At 75.1% G+C, this 23,049-nt stretch carries 17 protein-coding genes; 14 read left to right on the top strand and 3 right to left on the bottom strand.

Features of this window, described 5'->3' with window-relative positions; genetic code table 11:
- Nucleotides 1-2: 2 nt before the first annotated feature.
- Nucleotides 3-1,778, bottom strand: coding sequence for a 3-hydroxybutyryl-CoA dehydrogenase (locus tag ABZW10_RS33265; protein WP_355373588.1), 1,776 nt, complete (start codon nt 1,776-1,778; stop codon nt 3-5).
- Between the two features lie 501 nt (nt 1,779-2,279).
- Between ABZW10_RS33265 and ABZW10_RS33260 the strand changes: the two genes are divergently transcribed.
- From ABZW10_RS33260 to ABZW10_RS33250, 3 genes are all read left to right on the top strand, one after another.
- Nucleotides 2,280-3,767, top strand: a complete 1,488-nt coding sequence (locus ABZW10_RS33260) for a glutamine synthetase family protein (protein WP_355373585.1) — start codon at nt 2,280-2,282, stop codon at nt 3,765-3,767.
- Nucleotides 3,768-3,771: 4 nt separating this feature from the next.
- Nucleotides 3,772-4,884: an amidohydrolase family protein gene (locus ABZW10_RS33255; protein WP_355373582.1), complete on the top strand. Its 1,113-nt coding sequence runs from the start codon at nt 3,772-3,774 to the stop codon at nt 4,882-4,884.
- 303 nt (nt 4,885-5,187) lie between these two features.
- A complete protein-coding gene (locus ABZW10_RS33250) occupies nt 5,188-6,678 on the top strand; it encodes a S8 family serine peptidase (RefSeq protein ID WP_355373579.1) in 1,491 nt (496 codons plus the stop codon).
- Between the two features lie 117 nt (nt 6,679-6,795).
- On the opposite strand, the gene ABZW10_RS33245 is transcribed toward ABZW10_RS33250, so the two are convergent.
- Complete coding sequence (locus ABZW10_RS33245; RefSeq protein WP_355373576.1) at nt 6,796-7,689, bottom strand: HipA family kinase; 894 nt, start codon at nt 7,687-7,689, stop codon at nt 6,796-6,798.
- 159 nt (nt 7,690-7,848) lie between these two features.
- On the opposite strand from ABZW10_RS33245, the gene ABZW10_RS33240 reads away from it, so the two are divergent.
- From ABZW10_RS33240 to ABZW10_RS33200, 9 genes are all read left to right on the top strand, one after another.
- Nucleotides 7,849-8,289 (top strand): SRPBCC family protein, encoded by a 441-nt coding sequence (locus ABZW10_RS33240; RefSeq protein WP_355373574.1) that lies wholly within the window; start codon nt 7,849-7,851, stop codon nt 8,287-8,289.
- Nucleotides 8,290-8,510: 221 nt separating this feature from the next.
- The gene (locus ABZW10_RS33235) at nt 8,511-9,668 is read left to right on the top strand and encodes a glycosyltransferase (RefSeq protein ID WP_355373571.1); all 1,158 of its coding nucleotides are present in this window, start codon (nt 8,511-8,513) and stop codon (nt 9,666-9,668) included.
- A 335-nt stretch (nt 9,669-10,003) separates the two neighbouring features.
- Complete coding sequence (locus ABZW10_RS33230) at nt 10,004-11,527, top strand: exopolysaccharide biosynthesis polyprenyl glycosylphosphotransferase (RefSeq protein ID WP_355373568.1); 1,524 nt, start codon at nt 10,004-10,006, stop codon at nt 11,525-11,527.
- Nucleotides 11,528-11,535: 8 nt separating this feature from the next.
- Entirely contained in the window at nt 11,536-12,855 is a 1,320-nt protein-coding gene (locus ABZW10_RS33225; RefSeq protein ID WP_355373565.1) for an O-antigen ligase family protein, read from the top strand.
- Nucleotides 12,852-14,576 carry a lipid II flippase MurJ gene (locus ABZW10_RS33220; protein ID WP_355373562.1) on the top strand — a complete coding sequence of 575 codons (1,725 nt, stop codon included), beginning with the start codon at nt 12,852-12,854 and terminating at the stop codon, nt 14,574-14,576. The genes ABZW10_RS33225 and ABZW10_RS33220 overlap by 4 nt, the downstream gene beginning before the upstream one ends.
- On the top strand, nt 14,566-15,528 hold the full coding sequence (locus tag ABZW10_RS33215) for a polysaccharide deacetylase family protein (RefSeq protein ID WP_355373560.1): 963 nt from the start codon (nt 14,566-14,568) through the stop codon (nt 15,526-15,528). The genes ABZW10_RS33220 and ABZW10_RS33215 overlap by 11 nt, the downstream gene beginning before the upstream one ends.
- Nucleotides 15,529-15,530: 2 nt before the next feature.
- Nucleotides 15,531-16,697, top strand: coding sequence for a glycosyltransferase (locus ABZW10_RS33210; RefSeq protein ID WP_355373557.1), 1,167 nt, complete (start codon nt 15,531-15,533; stop codon nt 16,695-16,697).
- Nucleotides 16,698-16,711: 14 nt separating this feature from the next.
- Entirely contained in the window at nt 16,712-17,557 is an 846-nt protein-coding gene (locus tag ABZW10_RS33205; protein WP_355373554.1) for a hypothetical protein, read from the top strand.
- On the top strand, nt 17,554-18,723 hold the full coding sequence (locus ABZW10_RS33200; protein WP_355373552.1) for a GNAT family N-acetyltransferase: 1,170 nt from the start codon (nt 17,554-17,556) through the stop codon (nt 18,721-18,723). Before ABZW10_RS33205 ends, ABZW10_RS33200 begins: the two co-directional genes overlap by 4 nt.
- 15 nt (nt 18,724-18,738) lie before the next feature.
- On the opposite strand, the gene ABZW10_RS33195 is transcribed toward ABZW10_RS33200, so the two are convergent.
- Nucleotides 18,739-19,869: a glycosyl hydrolase gene (locus ABZW10_RS33195; RefSeq protein ID WP_355373549.1), complete on the bottom strand. Its 1,131-nt coding sequence runs from the start codon at nt 19,867-19,869 to the stop codon at nt 18,739-18,741.
- A 377-nt stretch (nt 19,870-20,246) separates the two neighbouring features.
- On the opposite strand from ABZW10_RS33195, the gene ABZW10_RS33190 reads away from it, so the two are divergent.
- Nucleotides 20,247-21,179 carry a hypothetical protein gene (locus tag ABZW10_RS33190; RefSeq protein ID WP_355373546.1) on the top strand — a complete coding sequence of 311 codons (933 nt, stop codon included), beginning with the start codon at nt 20,247-20,249 and terminating at the stop codon, nt 21,177-21,179.
- A gap of 214 nt (nt 21,180-21,393) precedes the next feature.
- The gene (locus ABZW10_RS33185) at nt 21,394-22,992 is read left to right on the top strand and encodes an ABC-F family ATP-binding cassette domain-containing protein (protein WP_355373543.1); all 1,599 of its coding nucleotides are present in this window, start codon (nt 21,394-21,396) and stop codon (nt 22,990-22,992) included.
- Nucleotides 22,993-23,049 lie beyond the last annotated feature (57 nt).

The following is a 23,049-nucleotide window of genomic DNA, read 5'->3' as shown; positions in this document are numbered from 1 at the left end:
GGTCATCGGCGCGCGTGGTCGCGGAAGCCGCGGCCGGTCTTGCGGCCCAGGCAGCCGGCCGCCACCAGGTGCTCCAGCAGCGGCGCCGCGGCCAGGCCCGGCTCCCGGAACTCCCGGTGCAGCACCTGCTCGATGGTCAGCGAGACGTCCAGGCCGACCACGTCCAGCAGCTCGAACGGGCCCATCGGGTACCCGCAGCCGAGCTTCATCGCGGTGTCGATGTCGTCCACCGTCGCGTAGTGCTCCTGGAGCATCCGCACCGCGTCGTTCAGGTAGGGGAAGAGCAGCGCGTTGACGATGAACCCGGCCCGGTCCCCGCACTCCACCGGGTGCTTGCGGACCTTCGCGCACAGCTCCAGCACGGTCGCGGTGACGTCCGGGGCGGTCAGCACCGTGGAGACCACCTCCACCAGCCGCATCGCCGGCGCCGGGTTGAAGAAGTGCATGCCGATCACGTCCTGCGGCCGCGAGGTGGCCGAGGCGCAGCCGATCACCGGCAGCGAGGAGGTGGTGGTGGCCAGCACCGCGCCCGGCTTGACGATCGCGTCCAGGGTGGCGAACAGCTCGCGCTTGACCGCCAGGTCCTCGGCGACCGCCTCCACCACCAGGTCCACCCCGGCCAGCTCGTCGTACCGTCCGACCGGAGTGACCAGTGCCAGCGCGGCGTCCCGCTGCTCCGCGGTCAGCCGGCCCTTGCCGACCGAGCGCTCCAGCGACTTCGCCAGCTGCGCCTTGGCCCGCTCCGCCTTCTCCTGGCCGCGGGCGGCCAGCAGCACCGGGAACCCGGCCTTGGCGAACACCTCGACGATGCCGGTGGCCATGGTGCCCGAGCCGCAGACGCCGATGCCGCGCACCTCCCGCCCGGGGGCCTTGGGCCGCGCCGGGCCGGTGGCGGCGTCGACGGCCTTCGAGGAGCCGGGCGCCTCGTAGGCGTAGAAGCCGCGGCCGGACTTGCGGCCCAGCAGCCCGGCGGCGACCAGCTGGCCGAGGATCGGCGCGGGCGCGTGCAGCCGGTCCTTCGACTGCTCGTACATCGCCTCCAGGACGGTCCGGGCGGTGTCCACGCCGATCAGGTCGAGCAGCGCCAGCGGGCCCATCGGCAGGCCGCAGCCGAGCCGCATCGCGGCGTCGATGTCCTCCCGGGTGGCGTACCGGGACTCGTACATCGCGGCGGCCTGGTTGAGGTAGGCGAAGAGCAGGCCGTTGACCACGAAGCCGGGCCGGTCGCCGGCCGCCACCGGCTCCTTGCCGAGGTCCCGGGCGAGGGCCGCGGCCTGCTCGGCCACCTGCGGGGAGGTGAGCACGGTGCGCACCACCTCGACCAGCTTCATGGTGTGCACGGGGTTGAAGAAGTGCAGGCCGAGCACCCGGTCCGGGCGGGCGGTGGCGGCGGCGATCCGGGTCACCGACAGCGCGGTGGTGCCGGTGGCCAGCACGGTGCCGGCCGGGCAGATCCGGTCCAGCTCGGCGAAGAGCTCCCGCTTGAGCTCCAGCCGCTCGGGGACCTCCTCGATCACCAGGGCGGCCTCGGCGGCGGCCTCCAGCGCGTGGCCGACGGTGATCCGGGCCAGCAGCCCGGCCCGCTCCTCGGCGGTGAGCCGCTCGCGGGCCACCGCGTGCGCGGTGGCCTCCTCGATCCGGGCCAGCGCCCGGGCGGCCGAGGCCTCGTCGGCCTCGATGCCGATCACCCGGCGGCCGCTCCTGGCGACCGCGACCGCGACGCCGGAGCCCATCGTGCCGAGGCCGACCACGGCGACCGTGGGGAAGGGACGCTCCATCTGTCCTGACTCCTTGTCATGGAAGACCCGCGCGCGCTCCGAAGGGCGCGCCCTTCGGAGGAGGGTCCGCGCGCGGGGGCGGGGGATGACGGTTGCGGCCACCGCGCCGCCGCCGGTCCGCTCCGGCGGTGCTGCGGGTGTGCCGTGGTGCTCAGGCGCTCGACGTGGGGCAGCGGCTCTGAACACGGAGGAGAGAAGTCCCGGCTGCGGCCGCGGTCCGCGGCGCCCGCCGGTGCACGAGAGCACCGTCGCGCGCCGCCCGCTCCGCGCGAGTCCCGCGCGGCGGACGGCGCCCCCGTCGGTGCGGCTCCCGAAGCCCGACGGTGGTGCGTGCCGACACTGTAGCGAAGCTACCGGCCGGTAGGAAGGGGGTCGGGCGCTGATTCTCCGCTGCTCACGGGCGGGCGATCACCCGCACGGGGGACGGGGGTGGACGGACGTCCGTTCGGACCACCCGATAGGGGAGTTACGCGCCCCCGCGGGCCGGGGGAGCATGAGGTCATGAGCACCGGAACCGTCTCCGCGGGCCGTCCCGATCCGTCCGCAGAGTCCAGCAAGGGGGCCGGGTCCAGCAGGGAGTCCGACCGGGCGTCCGCCGCCGGGCCCGAGGGCGGCGCCGTGCCGCCCCGGGTCGACCGGGCCGAGCGCGGGGAGCGCGCCCAGCTGGCGGTCGACCGGCTGCGGACCGCCGGGGTCGAGGCGGTCGCCGTCACCTGGGTGGACAACGCCGGGATCACCCGGGTCAAGGCGGTGCCGCTCGGCGGCCTGGTGCACGCGGCCCAGTGGGGCGTCGGCACGGCCCCCTGCTTCGACGTCTTCCTCGCCGACGACACCATCGTCACCAGCCCGCTGATCGGCGGCCCCACCGGGGACCTGCGGCTCTACCCCGACGTCGAACGGATCGTGCCGCTCGCCGCCCAGCCGGGCTGGGCCTGGGCGCCGGGGGACCGCTACACCCAGGGCGGGGCCCCGCACCCGGGCTGCCAGCGGCTCTTCGCCCGCCGGGCGGTCACGGCCGCCGCCGAGCAGGGGCTGACGCTGAAGGCCGGCATCGAGATCGAGTGGGTGGTCGCGCTGGCCGGCCCGCCCGGGGAGGAGCCCCGCTACCCGACGGCCGGCCCGGCCTACGGCATGCAGCGGCTGACCGAGCTCTCCGACTACCTGCGCGACGTGCTGCGCGCCCTCGGCGAGCAGGGCCTGACCGTGCTCCAGATCCACCCCGAGTACGCGGCGGGCCAGTTCGAGGTCTCGCTCGCCCCCGAGGGTCCGGTCGAGGCCGCCGACACCTCGGTGCTGGTGCGGCAGACGATCCGCGCCGTCTCCGCCCGGCACGGTCTGCGGGTCTCCTTCGCCCCGGCGGTCGAGGCCGGTGGCGTCGGCAACGGCGGCCACCTCCACCTCAGCCTGTGGCGGGACGGCCGCAACCTCGCCCACGGCGGCCCCGGCCCGCACGGCCTCACCGCCGAGGCCGAGGGCTTCCTCGCCGGGGTGCTCGGCGCGCTGCCCGAACTGCTGGTGCTCGGCTGCTCCAGCCCGGCCGGCTACCTGCGGCTGGTCCCGTCGCACTGGGCCGGGGCCTACCAGTGCTGGGGCCTGGAGAACCGGGAGGCCGCGCTGCGGCTGGTCGCCGGCTCCACCGGTGAGCGCGCCTCGGCCGCCAACGCGGAGGTCAAGTGCTTCGACGCCACCGCCAACCCCTATCTGGCGGTCGGCGGGGTGATCACCGCGGGCCTCGCCGGCCTTGACCAACGGCTGGCGCTGCCACCGGAGTTCACCGGTGACCCGGCGCAGGCCGAGCCCGGTGCCGTCCCCCGGCTGCCCTCCGGCCCGGGCGAGGCGCTCGACGCCTACCGCCGGTCCGCGCTGCTGCGCGAGGCGCTCGGCGAGGCCCTGTACGGGGCCGTGCTCGCCGTCCGGGAGGCCGAGGCCGACCAGTACGCCGACGCGCCCCCCGAGGAGCTGGCCGCCGCCACCCGCTGGCGGTACTAGCGGCGTGCTGGACGTCCCCGCGCTGGTCGACCACCACTGCCACAGCGTGGTGACGGCCGAACTCGCCGACGACGCGCTGGCGGGGCTGCTCACCGAGTCCGACCGCCCGCCGGCCCCCGGCACCTCGCCCTTCGACAGCGCGATCGGCCTCGCCGTGCGCCGCTGGTGTCCGCCCGCGCTCGGGCTGCCCGCGCACGCGTCGGCCGAGGAGTACCTCGCCCGGCGGCGCGAGCTCGGCGCCGTGCGGGCCACCGGCCGGCTGCTGGCCGCCGCCGGCCTGGACACCTGTCTGGTCGACACCGGGCTGACCGCCGCCGCCGGCCATCCGCTGCTGCCGCTCGGCGAGTTCGCCGAGGCGGCCGCCGTCCGGGTGCGCGAGGTGGTCCGGCTGGAGACGGTCGCCGAGACCGTCGCCGCCCCGCCCGGCGCCTGGGCCGGGGCCGTCCGCGAGGCGCTGGCCGAGGCGGCCGTCGGCGCCGTCGCGGTGAAGTCGGTGGTGGCCTACCGCAGCGGCCTGGCGGTGCCCGCCGAACGCCCCTCCCCGGCCGAGGTCGCGGGGGCCGCCGCCGGGCGGCAGCGCGCCGGGGGCGGCCGGGTCACCGACCCGGTGCTGCTGCGTGAACTGCTGTGGGCCGCCCTGGAGGTCTGCGCCGCGCTGCGGCTGCCGCTCCAACTGCACACCGGCTTCGGCGACCCCGACGTCACCCTGCACCTCGCCGACCCTTCGCTGCTGGCCGGCTTCGTGCGCGCCGCCGAGCCGAGCGGCGTTCCGCTGGTGCTGCTGCACGGCTACCCGTACCACCGGCAGGCCGCCTGGCTGGCCCAGGCCTTCCCGCTGGTGTACACCGACCTCGGCCTGACCACCTCCTACGTCGGCCCCCGGGCGGCGGCGGTGCTCGGGGAGATGCTGGAGCTGGCGCCGTTCGGCAAGCTGCTGTTCTCCACCGACGCCTACGGCCTGCCCGAGCTGTACCTGGTCGGCGCGGCCCAGTTCCGGCACGGCCTGGGCGCCCTGCTGGACGGCTGGCGCGCCGACGGCGCGTGCACCGCGGCTGACGCCGACCGGCTGGCCCGTCAGGTGGCGGCCGACAACGCCCGGCGACTGTACGCGCTCTGACCGTCCGCCGCTCCGGCTTGGCGGTGATCCGCCACTGGCCGTTTCCGGCCGCCCCGCACTCCTGTTCCGCCGTCGGCCCGGCTGACTAGGGTGTGGCTCCCGATGCCGCTGTGCTCTCGTGGTCGTCGGACCGCCCCGGCCTGCCCAGCAGAGGCGGAGTCATACCTTCCGTCGGTGGCGGGGTTGTGACGATTGGATGACTACCTCTTGCGGATTGCGACACTTGTTCACTAACGTCCCGATCATTCCAAGTGCACCTGCCAACCGCAGCTGCTGCATGACGACTCGGGAGGGCCAACCCCTATGAGTGTTCCTCGGATCAGCCGGACCCGGTATGCGGCGGTGGGTCTCGTCCTCGCCACCGCCGGCGCCCTCGCGCTGCCGACCGGCACCGCCGTCGCCGCCTCCGGGTCGCAGTCGACGACCGGTCCGCTGCTCAGCTACGTCGTCAACACCAAGGCCAACCACGGCCAGGTGCAGAAGGTCGAGAAGGCGGTCACGTCCCTCGGCGGCACCGTCGTGTACTCCTACGAGCAGATCGGCGTGGTGATCGCCCGCTCGAACGACACCCAGTTCGCCGCCAAGCTGCGGCAGGCCAAGGGCGTCGAGTCGGTCGGTGCCAGCCGCACCAAGGGCATCACCGCCTCCGAGGACCGGGTCGCCGAGGTCGTCGACGCCCCGGCCGCCTCCGCCGTCGCGGGCGAGGAGCCCCTCTGGGCCAACCAGTGGGACATGCGCCAGATCGGCGTGGACAAGGCCCACAAGCTGTCCCTGGGCAGCAACAAGGTCACCGTCGGCGTGCTGGACTCCGGCATCGACGGCACCCACGAGGACCTCGCCGCCAACGTCGACGCCTCGCAGTCGGTCTCCTGCATCGACGGTGGCAAGCCGAACACCGCCTGGGAGGCCTGGCAGCCGGGCGTCGACGGCGACCACGGCACCCACGTGGCCGGCACCATCGCCGCCGCCAAGAACGGCAAGGGCATCGAGGGCATCGCCCCGAACGTCAAGCTCGCCGCGGTGAAGGTCGTCGACGACGGCGGCTTCATCTACCCGGAGTACGCCATCTGCGGCTTCGTCTGGGCCGGTGAGCACAAGTTCAAGGTCACGAACAACAGCTACTTCGTCGACCCGTGGATGTTCAACTGCCAGAACGACGCCGACCAGGCGGCGATCTCCACCGCCGTCCGCCGCGCCGTCGAGTTCTCGCAGCGCAAGGGCGTCCTCAACGTCGCCGCGGCGGGCAACGAGAACATCGACCTCGCCCACAAGACCAAGGACGTCGCCAGCCCGGACGACACCACCCCGGTCGAGCGCCCGATCACCCAGGACTGCCTGAACCTGCCGACCGAGCTGGACGGCGTCGTCGCGGTCTCCTCGGTGGGCGTCAACGGCGAGAAGTCGTACTACTCCAGCTACGGCAAGGGCAAGGTCACCGTGGCCGCCCCCGGTGGCGACCGCCGCTACCAGATCCCGAACACCCCGGACAAGAACGGCCGCGTGCTGTCCACCATCCCGGGCGGCAAGTACGGCTACATGCAGGGCACCTCGATGGCCTCGCCGCACGCCGCCGGCGTGCTCGCCCTGCTCGCCAGCACCCACCCGTGGGCCAGCGCGGACGAGCTGACCGAGCTGCTCACCAACCAGGCCGAGTCGCACGCCTGCCCGTCGGCCCCGTACAACCCGGGCGGCGCCGGCGAGTGGACCGCCACCTGCGAGGGCGGCGCGGACGACAACGGCTTCTACGGCGCCGGCATCATCAACGCCGAGAAGGCGGCCCAGTGGTGGCGGTGAACCGGCGCTGACCGGTTGACACCCTGAGTCACGGCGACGGGGGCGGGACTTCGAGTCCCGCCCCCGTTCCGTTTGTCGTCCCCCGTGCCGTCCTACGGGCCGGCCCACGGGCCCGGATCACTCGAAGTGGTGCTCCCAGACCGTCTCCACCGACGGCTTGCCGTGCAGGTCCGGCACCTCCTGCAGCCAGGCCGGCCGCCCGGCCCTGCTCCGCGCGGCCCGCCGCTGCTCCGCCTCGCGCAGCTGCTCGGGGGTGGAGAACCCCTCCGGCAGCCATTCGCCGGAGAGCACCGCCCGCGCCGCCAGCTGGTTCACATAGGCCCGGCGCAGCTCCCCGACCGAGTCGAACCCCGGCTCGTCGGCCAGCCAGGCGTCCGGCACCAGCGCGACCACCTCCTCCAGCAGCCCGACCGTGACCAGCGGCCCGAGCTCCTCGTCGGCCAGCCGGACGTCCGGCCGGTACCCGCCGAGGGCGTGCGCGCTGAGGTCGTAGCGCTTGCCGACGGACGCCTCGGCGCCGGACCAGCGGTGGTGGAAGACCAGCGCGGCGCCGTTGTCGATCAGCCAGAGCCTGCCGTGCCAGACCATGAGGTTGGGGTTGTGCACCGTCCGGTCGACGTTCCCGGTGAGCGCGTCCAGCCAGATCACCCGGCCGGCCTCGACCGGGTCGACGTCGATCATGCCGGGCCGGAAGTCGCGGGAGCCGGGCAGCAGGTCCATGCCGAGGTTGATCCCGCGGCTGGCCCGCAGGATGTCCTGGACCTCGGGGTCCGGCTCGCCGTCGGCGACCGCCGGGTCGAAGTCGACCAGCCGCAGCTCGGGAACCCGCAGGCCGAGCCGCCGCGCCAGTTCGCCGACGATCACCTCCGCCACCAGCGCCTTGCGTCCCTGGGCGGCCCCGGTGAACTTCACCACGTAGGTGCCCAGGTCGTCGGTCTCCACCACGCCGGGAACGGAACCGCCGGCCCGCAGCGGGTCGACGTATCGCACTGCTGTCACCTGTTCGAGCACACCCGCCACCCTAACGCCCGCTCCGCCGGGGAGGGCGCCGCCCGCCGCCGACGGCCCGCTGTGATTGGCTTGCCGGTACCACCCCGACGACCACCCGGCGCCGGGCGACCGCGAGCCGGGCCACCGGGCGCCGGACGACCGTGACAGGAGAGCACGACCATGGGACAGGTGCAGGCCACCACCGAGCGGGTCTACGACGCGGCCCCCGAGCGGGTGTACGAGGCCCTGGCCGACTACCAGGTGACCCGCCCCAAGCTGCTGCCCGCGCAGTACAGCGAGTACGAGGTCCGGGTCGGCGGCACCGGTGCCGGTACCCAGGTGCACTGGAAGCTGCAGGCCACCGAGAAGCGCATCCGCGACTGCCTGTTCACCGTCTCGGCGCCGCGCCCGGACCAGCTGGTGGAGAAGGACGCCAACTCCAGCATGGTGATCACCTGGACCGTCGCGGCGGCCGGCGAGGGCCGCTCGAAGGTCACCGTCACGGCCACCTGGCAGGGCGCCACCGGCATCGGCGGCTTCTTCGAGCGCACCTTCGCGCCCAAGGGCCTGAACCGGATCCACGACGAGGTGCTCACCAACCTGGCCGCCGTGGTGCGTTAGGCCCTGTCTCCTGGATCCTTGCCGGGGCCGACAGAATCCAAGAGACAGGGCCTGGCCCCGGCGGGTTCCGGCCTTCCGGATCCCACCCTCAACTCGTCCAGGGATTCGACGAGTTCGTCCACCCGTACGAGCGGCGTGCCGTACGGGTGGACGCCCCGCCACCTGCGGGTGACGACGGCGGCCGGCCGCGGTGCGGCCACCCTAGGCTCGCCGCCGTGCATATGACGATCCTTCACATTTCCCAGCCCGTCGACGGCGGAGTGGCCCGCGTCGTGGTCGACCTGGTCCGCGGCCAGCGCGCGGCCGGCCACCGGGTGCTGGTCGCCTGCCCCGCCGGCGGCCGGCTCGCCGAGGAGGCCGCCGCGGCCGGCGCGCTGGTCCGCGACTGGCCGGCCCGGCGCTCGCCCGGCCCCGCCACCACCGCCGCCGAGGCCTGGCGGCTGCGCCGGATCGTCCGGGCCGCCGGGCCCGACCTGGTCCACCTGCACAGCGCCAAGGCCGGACTGGCCGGCCGGCTGGCCGTGCGCGGCGCGGTGCCGACCGTCTTCCAGCCGCACGCCTGGTCCTTCGCCGCCGTCGACGGCCCGCTCGCCGCGGCCACCCTGCGCTGGGAGCGGTACGCGACCCGCTGGGCGCACCGGCTGCTCTGCGTCTCCGTCCAGGAGCGGGCCGACGGTGTCGCGGCCGGCCTGCACGCCGACTGGGCGGTGGTGCCCAACGGCGTGGACGTGCGCCACTACGCGCCCGCCGACCGCCGGGCCGCCCGGATCGCGCTCGGCCTGGAGCCGGCCGGACCGCTCGCGGTCTGCGTGGGCCGGCTCTGCCGCCAGAAGGGGCAGGACGTCCTGCTCACCGCCTGGCCCGAGGTGCGACGCCGGGTGCCGGGCGCCCGGCTGGCGCTGGTCGGCGGCGGCCCGGAGGAGGCCCGGCTGGCCGCCATGGCCCAGGAGGGCGCCGGGCCGTCCCGGGTCCGGCTGGTCGGCGACGTCGCCGACCCGAGGCCCTGGCTGGCCGCGGCCGACCTGGTGGTGCTGCCCTCGCGCTGGGAGGGCATGGCGCTGGCCCCGCTGGAGGCGATGGCCTGCGCCCGGCCGGTGCTGCTGACCGATGTGCCGGGGGCCCGTGAGTGCCTGCCGCCGTCCGAACGCGCGTCCGCCCTGGTGCCGTCCGAGGACGTGTCCGCGCTCATCACCCGAATGGCCGAAGCGCTGTCCGATCCGATCGAATGCGAGCGGCGCGGCACCCGGCTGCGCGAGCACGCCGCGGCCCGTCATGACGTTCGATCGGTCGTCGAACAGGTCGACGCGCTCTACCGTGACCTGCTGGGCGCCGGGCGGGTGCCCGGGCGGCGCCGCGCCCGTGTCCCGCAGCGGATCTGATCGTTTCACATGCCGTGAATGCCCCGCCGCTCCGGCGCTGCCGTATTCGCACCCTCCACCGGTTGTGAGTGTGGGGGCCAAATCGGAAATACCTATTAATGGGCGGCTGGAATGAAACGGCAAGTCAACTTCCAGCATTCAAGCCGGTTTTCGGTAACGTCTGATTATGCCTGCTTCGTTTCGATTTCACGCCGGGAATTCGCGAGAAAACCGAAAGTCGCCAGCGGTAGCAGGTGCTGTCAGGACCGCGCTCACCGGGCCTGGACGGCCACCCCGGGCCATCGGGTACCGGACCGCCGTCACCCCGGGCACACAGCAGGGGAGTTCGTCCGCCGATGACCATTGATCACGACAGCGTGCCACGGCCCGGCCGGACCCTGGCCGGCCCGCGCCGCCCCGCCACCGGGCTGCTCGACCGTCCGACGCACGCCGACCGGATCCGCAGCGCCCCGCCGGTCCACCGGCACCGCCGCCCGGTCCGCGCCCGGCTCGCGCTGCCCGCCGCCCTGGTCGCCGTCGACGCCCTCGCCCTGTGCACCGCCACCGGCACCGCCAACCGCGTGCTCGACCCGGCCGTCCGGGTCGCGCCGCTGCTCGGTGTCGCCGCGCTGCTGCCCCTGCTGATCCTGCTCAACCTGGCCGGCGGCCTCTACCGCACCCGCCTGACCCTCTCCGTGCTCGACGAACTGCCCGCCCTCACCGCGCGGGCACTGGTCGCCGCCGCCTTCGCGATCAGCCTGGCCGGCTGCCTGGAGGGCCACTGGCCCGACTACGGCCCGGCCACCCCGGCCCGGCTCACCGTCCTGCTCGGCACCCAACTGGTGCTCTCCGTCTGCGGTCGCGCCGTCCTCTACCACCTGGTGCGCCGGATCCGCCGCAGCCGCCCCAGCGCCGTCCTGGTGCTCGGCGCCGGCCGGCTCGGCCGCCGGGTCGCCGCCGCCCTCAGCGAGCGCGGCGAGTACGGGATGCGCCCGGTCGGCTTCCTCGACGCCGACCCGCCGCTGCTCGCCGGCGACACCGACCTGCCCGTGCTCGGCGGCCGGGAGGTCCTGGAGCGCGAGGTCCGCCGCCACCGCGTCCAGCACGTGGTCGCCACCGCCGGCGCCGCCGACGAGGCCGAGACCGCCGCCACCCTGCGCGACGCCGCCCGGCTCGGCTGCCAGGTCTGGCTGGTCCCGGCGCTGCGCGAGTACGGCTCGCTCGCCGCCGGGCGGCTGGCCGGCGCCGACCAGCTCTGGGGCTTCCCCTGCCTGCGGGTCGGCCGCGCCGCGATGCGCCGCCCCGGCTGGGCCGCCAAGCGGACCCTGGACGTGACCGCCGCCGCGATCGGCCTGCTGCTGCTCGCGCCGGTGCTCGCCCTGTGCGCGCTCGCCGTCCGCTTCGACACCGGCCCCGGCGTCCTCTTCCGCCAGCAGCGCACCGGGCTCGACGGCCGGGTCTTCACCCTCCTCAAGTTCCGCACCCTGCGGCCGAGCAACGAGCACGAGTCCGCCACCCGCTGGAACATCTCCCAGGACCACCGGATGGGCGCCGTCGGCCGGCTCATGCGCCGCAGCTCCCTCGACGAGCTCCCGCAACTGTGGAACGTGCTGCGCGGCGACATGAGCCTGGTCGGCCCCCGCCCCGAACGCCCCTACTTCGTCATGCGGTTCAGCCAGGCCTACCCCGAGTACGCGGACCGCCACCGCGTCCCGGTCGGCCTCACCGGCCTCGCCCAGGTCAACGGCCTGCGCGGGGACACCTCGATCGAGGACCGGGCCCGCTTCGACAACCGCTACATCGAGAGCTGGAGCCTCTGGCAGGACGTCAAGATCCTGTGCCGCACCGCGGTCCTCATGCTCCACCCGGACGGGAGCTGATCAACTCCGTGGCCCTGACCCTCGCCGCACCCCCGCGCCCCGCCAGGCTGTTACGGCGCGCGGGGGGCGTCGTCCACCGACGCCCCAGCCTGCTGGCCGCCGCCACCGTGCTGCTGGTCTGCGTGCCCACCGGGGAGAAGGACGTCGCCGCCGCCGTCCACGTCACCGCCGCCGACCTCGCCTCGCTCGCCCTGGTCGCGCTCACCGCCGTGAACCTGCTGCGCGGGCGCACCCCCGCGATCGGGCGGGCCGACGCCGTCCGCTTCGGCGCGATCGTGCTGGCCGCCGCCGTCGCGACCGTCGGCTCGATCGACCCGGCGACCAGCCTCACCGGCTTCGTCCGGCTCACCCAGGTCTTCGTGCTCGTCCCGGCCGCCGTGCTGTGCGCCCTGCGCGACCGCACCGACCAGCGGCTCGTGCTCGGCTCCTTCGTGATCGCCGCGCTGATCCAGGGACTGGTCGGCGCCCACCAGTTCCTCACCGGCACCGGCGCCTCCTACACCGGCCGCCCGATCCGCGCCGTCGGCACCTTCGGCGCCCTCGACATCATGGCGATGTCCACCGTCGTCAGCTACGGACTGCTCGCCGCCCTGGCCCTCGCCCTCGCCGAACGCGGGGCCGAGGGCGACGCCCGGCTGCGGCGGGCGCTGTTCGCCGCCGCCGCCTTCCTCACCTTCCCGCTCGCCGTCTCCTTCAGTCGCGGCAGCTGGATCGCCACCGCCGCGGCCGCCGCCGTCCTGCTGCTGCGCGCCGACGCCCGGCTCGCCGTCCGCTCCGCCGTCCTCGGCACGGCCGCCGTCGTCGTCCTGGTCGGCGGGTTCGGCCTCGGCGGCTCCGGCGTCACCGCCCGGCTCACCTCCATCGGCTCCGTCTCCGAGGCCCCCGACCAGTCGGTCTCCGACCGCTACGACCTGTGGGCCACCGCCGGACGGATCTGGCAGGACCACCCCGTCTCCGGCGCCGGTCCCAAGGCCTTCCAGCGACTGCGCGACAGCCACGCCCCGCTGCGGCTCTCCTCCGGCAGCGACGCCGCCGACGCCACCATCGGCTTCCAGCGCGAACCGCTGCTCTCCCCGCACAACATGTACTTCCTGGTGCTCAGCGAACAGGGACTCATCGGCATCGCCGCCTACGGCCTGCTCTTCCTCGGCCTGCTCCTCGGCTGCCTGCGCACCGCCCGCGGCCCCGGCCTCGCCGCCCTCGCCCTGCTCACCTGGGTCCTGGTCGACTTCCTCTACTCCGACATCGGCGGCACCACCACCGTGCTGACCTCCGTCGTCCTCGGCCTCGCCGCCCACGCGGCCCGCCCCCGCGGGGCCGCGGCATGACCACGGACCGGTCCACCGCGCTCAGTTCCGCCCCGCTGCCCGCCCCCCGGCCGGCGCCGGCCGCCGCTGGCCCGCGCCGCGGCTTCCTCGCCAAGGCCTTCGGCGTCACCGCCGTCCTCAGCGCCGCCGGCTCCGCCCTCGGCCTGCTCCGCGACCTCCTGCTCGCCCGCTACTTCGGCGCCAACCAGGGCACCGACGCCTTCCTCGTCGCCTGGACCGTCCCCGAGACCGCAGCGCCGCTGCTCATCGAGGACGCCATGTCCTTCCTCATGGTGCCCGCCTTCGCGCTCGCCCTGGTGCTCCGCGAGGAGCGCCCCGACGGCCCCGACCCGGTCCGCCAACTGGTCCGCGCCACCCTGCCCTGGCTGCTGCTCGCCCTGTCCACCCTCTCGCTGGGCGCCGCGCTCGGCGCCCCCCGGCTCGTCGACCTGCTCGCCCCCGGCCTGGCCGACCCCGGGCTCGCCGTCACCTGCACCCGGATCACCGCGATCACCGTCCTGCCGTTCGGCGTGGCCGGCTACCTCGCCGCCGCGCTGCGCGCCCACCACCGGTTCACCGCGCCGGCCGGCATCTACGTCGCCTACAACCTCGGCATCCTCGGCGTGCTGCTCACCTGCCACGCGCTGTGGGGCGTGCGCGCCGCCGCGATCGGCGTGGCCTTCGGCAGCCTGCTGATGGCCGGCCTGCTGGTCGGACCGTTCCTGCGCCGGCTGCGGGCGGGCACCGGACGACCCGGCCGCGCCGCCCGCCGCTCCCGCAACGCCCTGGTGCTGATCCCGCTCGCCCTGCTGCCGGTCGGCGTGTTCACCCTGACCCGCCAGGCCCAGGTCTTCATCGAGCGGTTCCTCGGCTCGGCGCTGCCGCCCGGCACCATCTCGCACCTCAACTACGCCGCCAAGGTCTCCCAACTGGCCATGACCGCCGGGATCCTGATCTGCACCGTGACCTTCCCGCTGGTCGCCCGGGCGCTCGCCGCCGGGGACCTCACCGCCGCCCGCGACCGGGTGGAGAAGGACCTCGGCCAGGCGGCGGCCGTCGTCCTGCTCGGCACCGCCTTCCTGATGGCCTGCGCCCCCTCGGTGGTCGCGCTGCTCTTCGAACGCGGCGCCTTCGGCCCCCGCGACACCGCCGCCACCGCCGCCGTCATCCGGGTCTACAGCTTCGGGCTGCTCGCCCAGACGCTGATCGGCGTGATGATCCGCCCCTACTTCTCGCTGCGCCCGGTGGTCCGCCGGGCCGGCGACCCCCGTCCCGAGGACGGCGGCCGCCGGCTGCTCGACTGGTACCCGGCCGCCGCCATGGCGCTCGGCCTGGTCGTCACCGTCGTCGTCGGGGTGCTCGCCACCCCCCGGTTCGGCGCCCTCGGACTGGCCGCCGGCAACGCGGCCGGCATCACCGGCACCGCGGCACTGCTGCTGCACGGCCTGGTCCTGCGCGGCATCCCGCTGCGGCTGCGGCGGGTCCTCGGCGGCCACGCCCGGCTGCTGGCCACCGCCGCCGGCGCCGCCGCGCTCGGCACGCCCGCCGCCCGCCTCGCCGCCGACCCCCTGCTGTCCACCGCGCTCGGCGGCCTCACCGTCGCGCTGGCCTTCGCCGCCCTGGGCACCGGCCTCGGTGCCCGCGAGGTGCGCGGTCCGGTCCGTGCCGCCCTCCGGGTCCTGGGGCCGGTCCCCGGCCCGTCACCTGTCGCCGATGAAGGGAAGCCTCCCCATGGATGCTGAACGGGGATCAGTCCGGTCGTTCCCGTCGGGCGCACGCCGCCCCGCCGCGCCGGCGGCCGGCGGTCGGCGCACCGAGCCACCGCGCACCGAACCACCACGTGCCGACCCGCCACGGACCGGCACGCCGCGCTCCGGCAGCCGCAGACCGCCGACCCACCTGCCCAGAAGCCGGCGCCCGCTGCCCGGGACGCCGGTCACCGACACCACCTCGCCGTGGATCCTGATGTACCACTCGGTGGCCGTCGAGAAGGAGGACCCGTACCAGCTGACCGTCAGCCCCGAACGGTTCGCCGAGCAGATCGCCTGGCTGCACCGGCGCGGATGGCGCGGGGTCTCGGTCCGGGAGCTGATGCGGGCCAGGGCGGCCGGGCGGGCCGACAAACTGGTCGGCCTCACCTTCGACGACGGCTACGCCGACTTCGCCCGCTACGCCGTGCCGATCCTCCAGGCGTACGGCTTCGCCGCCACCGCGTACGTGGTCGCCGACCTGCTCGGCCGCGCCAACGACTGGGACACCGAGGGCCCCCGGAAGACCCTGCTCACCGTCCAGGAGGTCACCGACCTCGCCGCCGCGGGCTGGGAGATCGGCTCGCACGGCCTCGGCCACCGGGCGCTGGCCGGACTGCCCGCCGATGTGCTCGCCGCCCAGACCCGGGAGAGCCGGCGGGTCCTGGAGGAGGTGGTCGGCGGCCCGGTGACCGGCTTCTGCTACCCGTACGGCGCCGTCGACCAGGCCGCCACCCAGGCCGTCCGGGACGCGGGCTACGACTACGCCTGCGCGATCGCGCACTCCCCGCTCACCGGCCGGTACGCCCTGCCGCGCTGCTACGTCGGCGACCGCGACGGCGCTTGGCGCCTGCGCGCCAAGCGTGGCCGCCACCGCCTGCGGGACACCGTCGCCGACCTCCGCCAGCGCCTCGCCGAACCCGAGAACCGGCCCGGGGCCAGGTAGCGGTGAGGATCCTGCACATCGTCACCGGGTTGGCGTCCGGTGGGGCGGAGCGCCAGCTCCAGCTGCTGCTCCGCCATCTGCCGCCCCACCAGCACTGCGAGGTGCTGGCGCTGACCAACCCCGGTGCGGTGGCCGCCGCGCTGCGCGCCGAGGGCGTCACCGTCCACCACCTCGGTATGCGCGGCAACCGGGACGTCGGCGCGCTGCCCCGGCTGGCCCGCCGGGTCCGGGCCGGGCGCTACGACCTGGTGCACACCCACCTCTACCGGGCCGGGCTGTACGGCCGGCTCGCCGCCCGGCTGGCCGGGGTGCGGGCGGTGGTCGCCACCGAGCACTCGCTGCACCCCGGGGTGATCGAGGGCCGGCCGGTCACCCGCGGCGTCAAGGGTCTCTACCTGGCCGGCGAACGCCTCGGCACCACCACCGTCGCGGTCTCCCGGCAGGTGGCCCAGACCCTGCACGCCTGGGGCGTCCCCCCGGCCAGGGTCGAGCTGATCCCGAACGGCATCGACGCCGCCCGCTACCGGCGTCCGCCCGCCGACCGGGCCGCCACCCGGGCCCGGGTGCGCGCCGAACTCGGCCTGCCGCAGGGGGGCCGGGTGATCGGCGGGATCGGCCGGCTGGTCCCGGGCAAGCGCTTCCACGTTCTGCTGGAGGCGCTGGCCGGGCTGGACGGCGCGGCCCGCCTGGTGCTGGTCGGCGAGGGCCCCGAGCGGTCCGCCCTGGAGCGGCGGGCCGCCGGCCTCGGCGTCCGCGACCGCCTGGTGCTCACCGGCGAGCGCGACGACGTGCCCGATCTGCTCACCGCCCTGGACGTGCTCGCCGCCCCCTCCACCGAGGAGACCTTCGGCCTCGGGGTGCTGGAGGGGCTCGCGGCCGGCCTTCCGGTGCGGCACAGCGCCTGTCCGGCGCTGGACGAACTTCCGCCCGGCGCCGCCCCGCAGGCCCGCCGGATCCCCTCCGAGGCCGCCGCGTACACGGCCGCGCTGCGCCAGCTGTGCGGCCTCGGTGCGCCCGGCCCCGACCCGCTGCCCCGGCCCGCCGCGGTCGGCCACTACGACATCGTCCGGGTGGCCGCCGAACTCGGCGCCCTCTACGACCGGCTGGCCCGGGGCCGGGCCGGGCGCACCCCCGCAGACGCCGGGCCGCCGGCCGGGCGGCCCTCATAGTCAAGGAGTCCCCCATGACCGAAGCGATCAGAAGTGCCCGCCGGCTGGTCGGCCGCTGGTGGCCGGTGGTCCTCGCGGTGCCGCTGGGCGCCGTCGCCGGCGCCGGGTACGCCCTCGTCGCCCACCCCTCGTACGCCGCCAACTCCTATGTGATCGTGGTGCCCGAGACCCAGGGCGAGGGCGCCACCGCGGTGAGCTTCGCCCAGGCGTACGGCCGGCTGGCCGGCCAGCCGCAGGTGCTCGCGGCGGCCGCCGCCGAGACCGGGCACGGGCTGGGCAAGCTGCAGTCCCTGGTGCACGGCACCACCTCGCCGGACGCCCCGATGATCGAGATCACCGGGACCGGACCCCGGCCGGAGGAGGCCGTCCGGGCGGCGGACGCGGTGGCCCGCTCGCTGGTCGCCTTCGCCAACAGCAGCAGCAGGGAGAGCGGTGTGCGGCTGGTCCCGCTGGCCGCCGCCGCGGAGCCCGCCAAGCCGACCACGCCCTCGGGCAGGCTGGACGTCGCGGTCGGCGGTGCGGCCGGGGTGCTGATCGGGGCACTGGTGATGATGACCCGCCGCCGGAACACCGCGTCCGCCGACGGGGAGGCGCCCGCCGAGTCCGTCGCGCCGGTCGAGACGGCCGGGCCCGTCGAGTCGCCTGCGCCTGCCGAGTCCGAGGTGCCGGCCGGGCCCGCCGGCCGGGAGGTGCCCACCGCGACCGCCCCGCGCCCGCGCGCCGCCGAGCCGGCGAAGTCCGCGCCGGTGACCTCCGAGCCCGCGGTGCCCGAGCCCACCGTGGCGTCCGGGCCCGCGGAGCCGGAGCCCGCCGAGCCGGAGCCCGTCAAGGCCAAGGCGCCCGCCCGGAGCGGGCGATGAGCACCGGGGCCGTCACCTCCGCCACCGGCCTCCCCGCCCAGCCCCGCGCCGCCGCCCGCTGGACCACCGAACTGCGCCGCGAGGACGACGCCCTCGATTCCCTGGCCGAGGAGTGGGACGGCCTGGTCGCCCGCTGCGCGACGGCCACCTTCTTCCAGTCCGCCGCCTGGCAGTGCTCCTGGTGGCGCCAGTACGGCAGCCCCGGCGCCCTGCTGGTGGTCCTGGTGCGCCGGGACGGCCGGCTGGTCGGTGCGGGCGCCTTCCGCCGGCGCGGCGGCCCGTTCGGCGGTCTGACCGGCCTGGGCGCCGGGCTGATCGACTTCACCGACGTCCTGCTCGACGACGACTGCGCCGAGCGCGCCGCCGCCGAGTTCGCCGCCGCCCTCCCGCTCGACCGCCCGTGGCACAGCCTGGAGCTGCGCGAGGTGCGTCCGGAGGCCGCCGTCCAGCGGGTCTTCGAGCAGTGGAGCGGCCGGCGCAGCCGGTTCACCGACTCGCTCTGCCAGTACCTGCCGGCCGCCCCGATGGACCAGCTGCTCAAGCGGGTCCCGGGCAGGACCGCCCAGCGCAGCCGGGTCAAGCTGCGCAAGATCGCCGAGTCGGGCGTCGAGGTGCGGGCGACGGGTCCGGAGGAGGTGCCGGAGGCGCTGGACGCGCTGCTGCGGCTGCACTTCCTGCAGTGGCAGGAGCGCGGCGTGACCCCGGAGCACCGCACCGAGCGGTTTCGCCGCCACCTCGCCGAGTCCACCGCCGGGCTGGTCGCCACCGGTCGCGCGGCCGTCCACCGGTTCTGGCTGGACGGCGAACTGGTCGCCGTCGACCTGGTGCTGCTCTGCCCGTCCTTCAGCGGCCTCTACCTCTACGGCGCGCACCCGGGGCTCCGGGAGCGGCTGGACATCGCGGGCCTGCTGTTCGGCGCCGCGCTGGACGAGACGCTCGGCGCCGGGATCCCGGTGATAAGCCTGCTGCGCGGCCAGGAGCCGTACAAGCAGCGCTGGCGTCCGGACCAGCTGCCCAACCAGCGGCTGCTGTTCGGCCCGCGCGGCGCGGCCCCGGCGGCCGCGGCCCGGAGCGGGGCGGTGCGTGCCCGGCGGGCGGCGGTGCGGCTGCTCGCCTCCCGGGCGCCGCGGCTCAAGGAGGCGCTCGCCGCCCGTCGCCGCGGCTGACCCCGTCCGCCCCCGCTACCGCTGCCCGGGCATCACCGGCGCGGCGGGGGCGGTGGGGGCGACCGGCGCGGTGGGGGCCGTCGGAGCCGTCGGCAGGGCCGGCTCCGGGGCGCCCTGCGAGCCCGTCATCAGCTGCCGGTAGCGGGCGCTGGAGCGCGGGTTGCGGTCGCACTGCCAGAAGCCGTGCGGACAGTAGTCGGTGACGGTCTGGTACGCGGTGTCGTGGGTGCGGATCCACTCCACCATCCGCTGCACGAACTCCGGGTTGTCCCCGTTGCGGAACAGCCCCCACTCCGGGTACGAGACCGGCTTGCCGCGCTTGGCCGCGAACTCGACCTGGTCCTGCAGTCCGTACGGCTCGCGCACGTAGTCGTCGAAGGTGCCGCCGGCCGGCTGGTCGTAGTTGTCCATGCCGATGATGTCGACCATGTCGTCGCCCGGGTAGCACTTGGTCCACGGGATCGCGTCCAGCCCGCGGTTGGGCGCGAAGTCGAAGCGGAAGCGCTGCCCGGGCACCGAGCGCATCACCGTGACGATCCGCCGCCAGTAGGTCTTCCAGGCGGTCGGGTCGGGCTTGCAGCGGTGGGTGTAGGTGACGCCGTTCATCTCCCAGCCGAGGGTGATCACGGTGTCCGCGCCGCCGAGGGCGACCAGTCGGCGGGCGAGGGTGAGGAAGTGCCGGTCGTAGTCGCCGCGGGCGCCCTGGCCGAGCAGCCGGGCCACCTCGCCGTCCGGCACCTCCGCCTCGTTCGGCACCAGCATCGGCACGCCGAGCACGAGCATCCGGGACGGGTCGGTCTGCCTCCACTGCGACCACATGGCGAGCACCGCCGGCTCGCCCTCGATGTCCGCCCAGCCGTTGCCCGCCAGATAGGTGTGGCCGACCTGGAGGTTGGCGTCGCCCAGCCACTGCGCGTACCGGCCGATCTGCGGGATGTAGCTGTCCCAGGAGCCGACGAAGGCCCCGAACGGCGGCTCGTGCGCCGGGCGCTGGACCGGCGGGCGGGGGGCGGCACCGCGTGGTGCGACGGCGTCGGAGGAGAGAGCGTGCCGCTCGGTCTGGCCCAGCGGTGTCCCGGCCGGGACGCTGGCGGTGGTGAGCAGCAGCAGGGTGGCGGCGGCGAGCGCCAGGCGGCCGAATCGCATGGTGTCTCCTCGGGCGGCGCCCCGGACAGGTGCCACGGGCTGGGCGGAGCAGGACGGGGAGGGGCACGCACGGTGCCGGCCCTGTCGCCGACAGTAGGACGCCCGGGCGGGGAAATGCCGGATGTCACCCTAAAGTGGGCGATATTCGAACGTCGTCGCCGTGTGCCGTGTATCACCTCCGTAACGGTCCTGGCGCCCCTGGGAGCCCTACCGCGGCGCCGTCCTGCCGGGCCCGCGGCGGCCGGAGGGGGCCCGACGGCGCAGGTCGCCGGGCGGTCGCGCGCGGGGCGGGGGGAACCGGCGGGCGGGGTTCGGCCGTTCGGCCCTACGGGAAAGTCCGGCTGACTCGCGCGGGCGGCGAAAGGTACGCTCCGCCCGTGTCCTGGAAGTCGCGCGCCCTCAGCCCCCGATCGATCCTCCCTGCCCTGGCGGTGCTGGTGGTCCTTGTGGCGGGCGCCGCCGCGCACGCCAACAAGCCGGTCCCGTTCGGCGACCGGGTGGCCGCCAAGGGCGCCGCGGACGCGAGCGCGGACCCCACCGCCTCCCTGGACGCGGCCGCCCTGGACCTGCGGGTGGGCCCGGGCCTGGAGGCGTACCACCGGGACACCGGCGAGCACGCCTGGTCCTACCACCGGGAGGGCGCCACCGCGCTCTACCTCTCGATGGCCGGGGAGAACGCCGTGGTGGTCTGGGACGACGGCCTGGTCACCTCGGTGCGGCCGGGCGACCAGCAGGTGCGCTGGCACCGCGCGGTGCCCGGGCTGGCCGACTGGCTGCGCGGCGCGGGCGAGCCCGGCGCCGACAAGCGCACCGAGGAGCAGCGCAAGCAGCTGGCCACCGAGCGGGCCGCGGCCTCGCTGCACACCGTCCGGGAGTCCACGCCCTGGGTGGCGGTGGTCACACCGGAGCTGACGATGGGTTTCCGGGACGCCGACGGTGACCTGCGCTACAACTCCAAGCCGCCCGGCAGCTGCGTCTACGACCCGGTGGGCACGGTGGCCACCGACTACGCGGTGCTGGTACCGCGCAACTGCACCAACGGCAGCGGGCAGCCGGTCTCCGGCGGGATCTCCGGCTACCGGCTGGACAGCACCGGCTGGCAGCTCAACGCCGGTCCGGGGGTGTCGATGAAGGCGCTGGACGGGCGCCGGGTGCTGATCTCGGACGGGCCGATCGTCACGCCCAGGGTCTTCGACACCTGGGCGGCGGCGCCCGAGGCGGCCTGCGGCAGCGCGGCCGAGCCGTTCGCGGCCGTCCGTCCGGTCACCGGCTGCGCCGGGGAGACGGCGCGGGAGGCGCGGGAGCAGTAGTCGCGGGGTCGTGGGGTACCCCGGTCGGGTAATTCTCCGGGGTCGCTCGTGCGGCCCGCTAGACTTGCCGGCATGGCTGATTTCTCCGGGGTGTGACGGGCGAGCGGCGCCGCCCCCCGCGCGGTTCCCGCAGAGCCCCGTCGACGACCCCCTTCCCGTCCCGGGTCCGGACCTGTCCGGTCGCCCGCCCACGTCCCAGGAGTAGTACCCAGCCATGATTTCCGCCAACGGCCTCGAACTGCGTGCCGGCGCCCGGATCCTGATCGAGTCCGCGAGCTTCAAGGTCGCCCCCGGTGACCGGATCGGCCTGGTCGGGCGCAACGGCGCCGGGAAGACCACGCTCACCAAGGTGCTGGCCGGCGAGGGCATCCCGGCGGCGGGCACGGTGACCCGCTCGGGCGAGGTCGGCTACCTGCCGCAGGACCCGCGCACCGGCGACCTCGACGTGCTCGCCAAGGACCGCATCCTCTCCGCCCGCGGCCTGGACAGCGTGCTGCGCAAGATGCGCGAGAACGAGGAGCGGATGGCGAACGGCAAGGGCGCCACCCGTGACAACGCGATGAAGAAGTACGCGCGCCTGGAGACCGAGTTCCTCACCAAGGGCGGGTACGCCGCGGAGGCCGAGGCCGCCACCATCGCCGCCGCGCTGGGCCTGCCGGACCGCATCCTCAACCAGCAGCTGCACACCCTCTCCGGTGGTCAGCGCCGCCGCGTCGAGCTGGCCCGGATCCTGTTCTCGGACTCCGACGTGCTGCTGCTCGACGAGCCGACCAACCACCTCGACGCCGACTCGATCGCCTGGCTGCGGGACTTCCTGAAGACCTACAAGGGCGGCTTCATCGTCATCTCGCACGACGTCGACCTGGTCGAGACGGTCGTCAACAAGGTCTTCTACCTGGACGCCAACCGCTCCGCCATCGACGTCTACAACATGGGCTGGAAGCAGTACCAGCAGCAGCGCGAGGACGACGAGAAGCGCCGCAAGCGCGAGCGGGCCAACGCGGAGAAGAAGGCCGCCACGCTGAACGCGCAGGCGGACAAGATGCGCGCCAAGGCGACCAAGACGGTGGCCGCGCAGAACATGGCCCGCCGGGCGGAGAAGCTGCTGTCCGGTCTGGAGACGGTGCGGGCCAACGACAAGGTCGCCAAGCTGCGCTTCCCGGACCCGGCGCCGTGCGGCAAGACCCCGCTGACCGCCAGCGACCTGTCCAAGTCCTACGGCTCGCTGGAGATCTTCGCCGGCGTCGACCTGGCGATCGACCGCGGTTCGCGGGTCGTCGTGCTGGGCCTCAACGGCGCGGGCAAGACCACCCTGCTGCGGATGCTGGCCGGGGTGGAGAAGCCGGACACCGGCGAGGTGATCCCGGGCCACGGCCTGAAGATCGGCTACTACGCCCAGGAGCACGAGACCCTGGACGCGGAGCGCACGGTCCTGGAGAACATGCGCTCGGCGGCGCCGGACATGGACCTCGTCCAGGTCCGCAAGATCCTCGGCTCCTTCCTGTTCTCCGGGGACGACGTCGACAAGCCGGCCGGGGTGCTCTCCGGCGGCGAGAAGACCCGGCTCGCGCTGGCCACCCTGGTGGTCTCCAGCGCCAATGTGCTGCTGCTGGACGAGCCGACCAACAACCTGGACCCGGCCAGCCGCGAGGAGATCCTCGGCGCGTTGCACGAGTTCTCCGGGGCGGTCGTGCTGGTCACCCACGACGAGGGCGCGGTCGACGCGCTCCAGCCGGAGCGGATCATCCTGCTCCCGGACGGTGTCGAGGACCTCTGGAGCCCGGCCTACGCCGACCTGGTCACGCTGGCCTGATCCCGGCCGGCCTGATCGTGCTCTCCCGGAGGCCCGGTCGTCCGTACGGACGACCGG

It is taken from the genome of Kitasatospora sp. NPDC004723 (genome assembly GCF_040609255.1).
GTDB lineage: Bacteria > Actinomycetota > Actinomycetes > Streptomycetales > Streptomycetaceae > Kitasatospora.
This window is presented reverse-complemented; position numbering and strand designations above follow the sequence as displayed.

Coding starts and splice junctions, on each gene's coding strand:
- ABZW10_RS33200 (WP_355373552.1), top strand. CDS start 17,554: ATGAGCACCGGGGCCGTCACCTCCGCCACCGGCCTCCCCGCCCAGCCC.
- ABZW10_RS33195 (WP_355373549.1), bottom strand. CDS start 19,869: ATGCGATTCGGCCGCCTGGCGCTCGCCGCCGCCACCCTGCTGCTGCTC.
- ABZW10_RS33235 (WP_355373571.1), top strand. CDS start 8,511: ATGACGATCCTTCACATTTCCCAGCCCGTCGACGGCGGAGTGGCCCGC.
- ABZW10_RS33260 (WP_355373585.1), top strand. CDS start 2,280: ATGAGCACCGGAACCGTCTCCGCGGGCCGTCCCGATCCGTCCGCAGAG.
- ABZW10_RS33220 (WP_355373562.1), top strand. CDS start 12,852: ATGACCACGGACCGGTCCACCGCGCTCAGTTCCGCCCCGCTGCCCGCC.
- ABZW10_RS33185 (WP_355373543.1), top strand. CDS start 21,394: ATGATTTCCGCCAACGGCCTCGAACTGCGTGCCGGCGCCCGGATCCTG.
- ABZW10_RS33265 (WP_355373588.1), bottom strand. CDS start 1,778: ATGGAGCGTCCCTTCCCCACGGTCGCCGTGGTCGGCCTCGGCACGATG.
- ABZW10_RS33250 (WP_355373579.1), top strand. CDS start 5,188: ATGAGTGTTCCTCGGATCAGCCGGACCCGGTATGCGGCGGTGGGTCTC.
- ABZW10_RS33205 (WP_355373554.1), top strand. CDS start 16,712: ATGACCGAAGCGATCAGAAGTGCCCGCCGGCTGGTCGGCCGCTGGTGG.
- ABZW10_RS33215 (WP_355373560.1), top strand. CDS start 14,566: ATGGATGCTGAACGGGGATCAGTCCGGTCGTTCCCGTCGGGCGCACGC.
- ABZW10_RS33240 (WP_355373574.1), top strand. CDS start 7,849: ATGGGACAGGTGCAGGCCACCACCGAGCGGGTCTACGACGCGGCCCCC.
- ABZW10_RS33230 (WP_355373568.1), top strand. CDS start 10,004: ATGACCATTGATCACGACAGCGTGCCACGGCCCGGCCGGACCCTGGCC.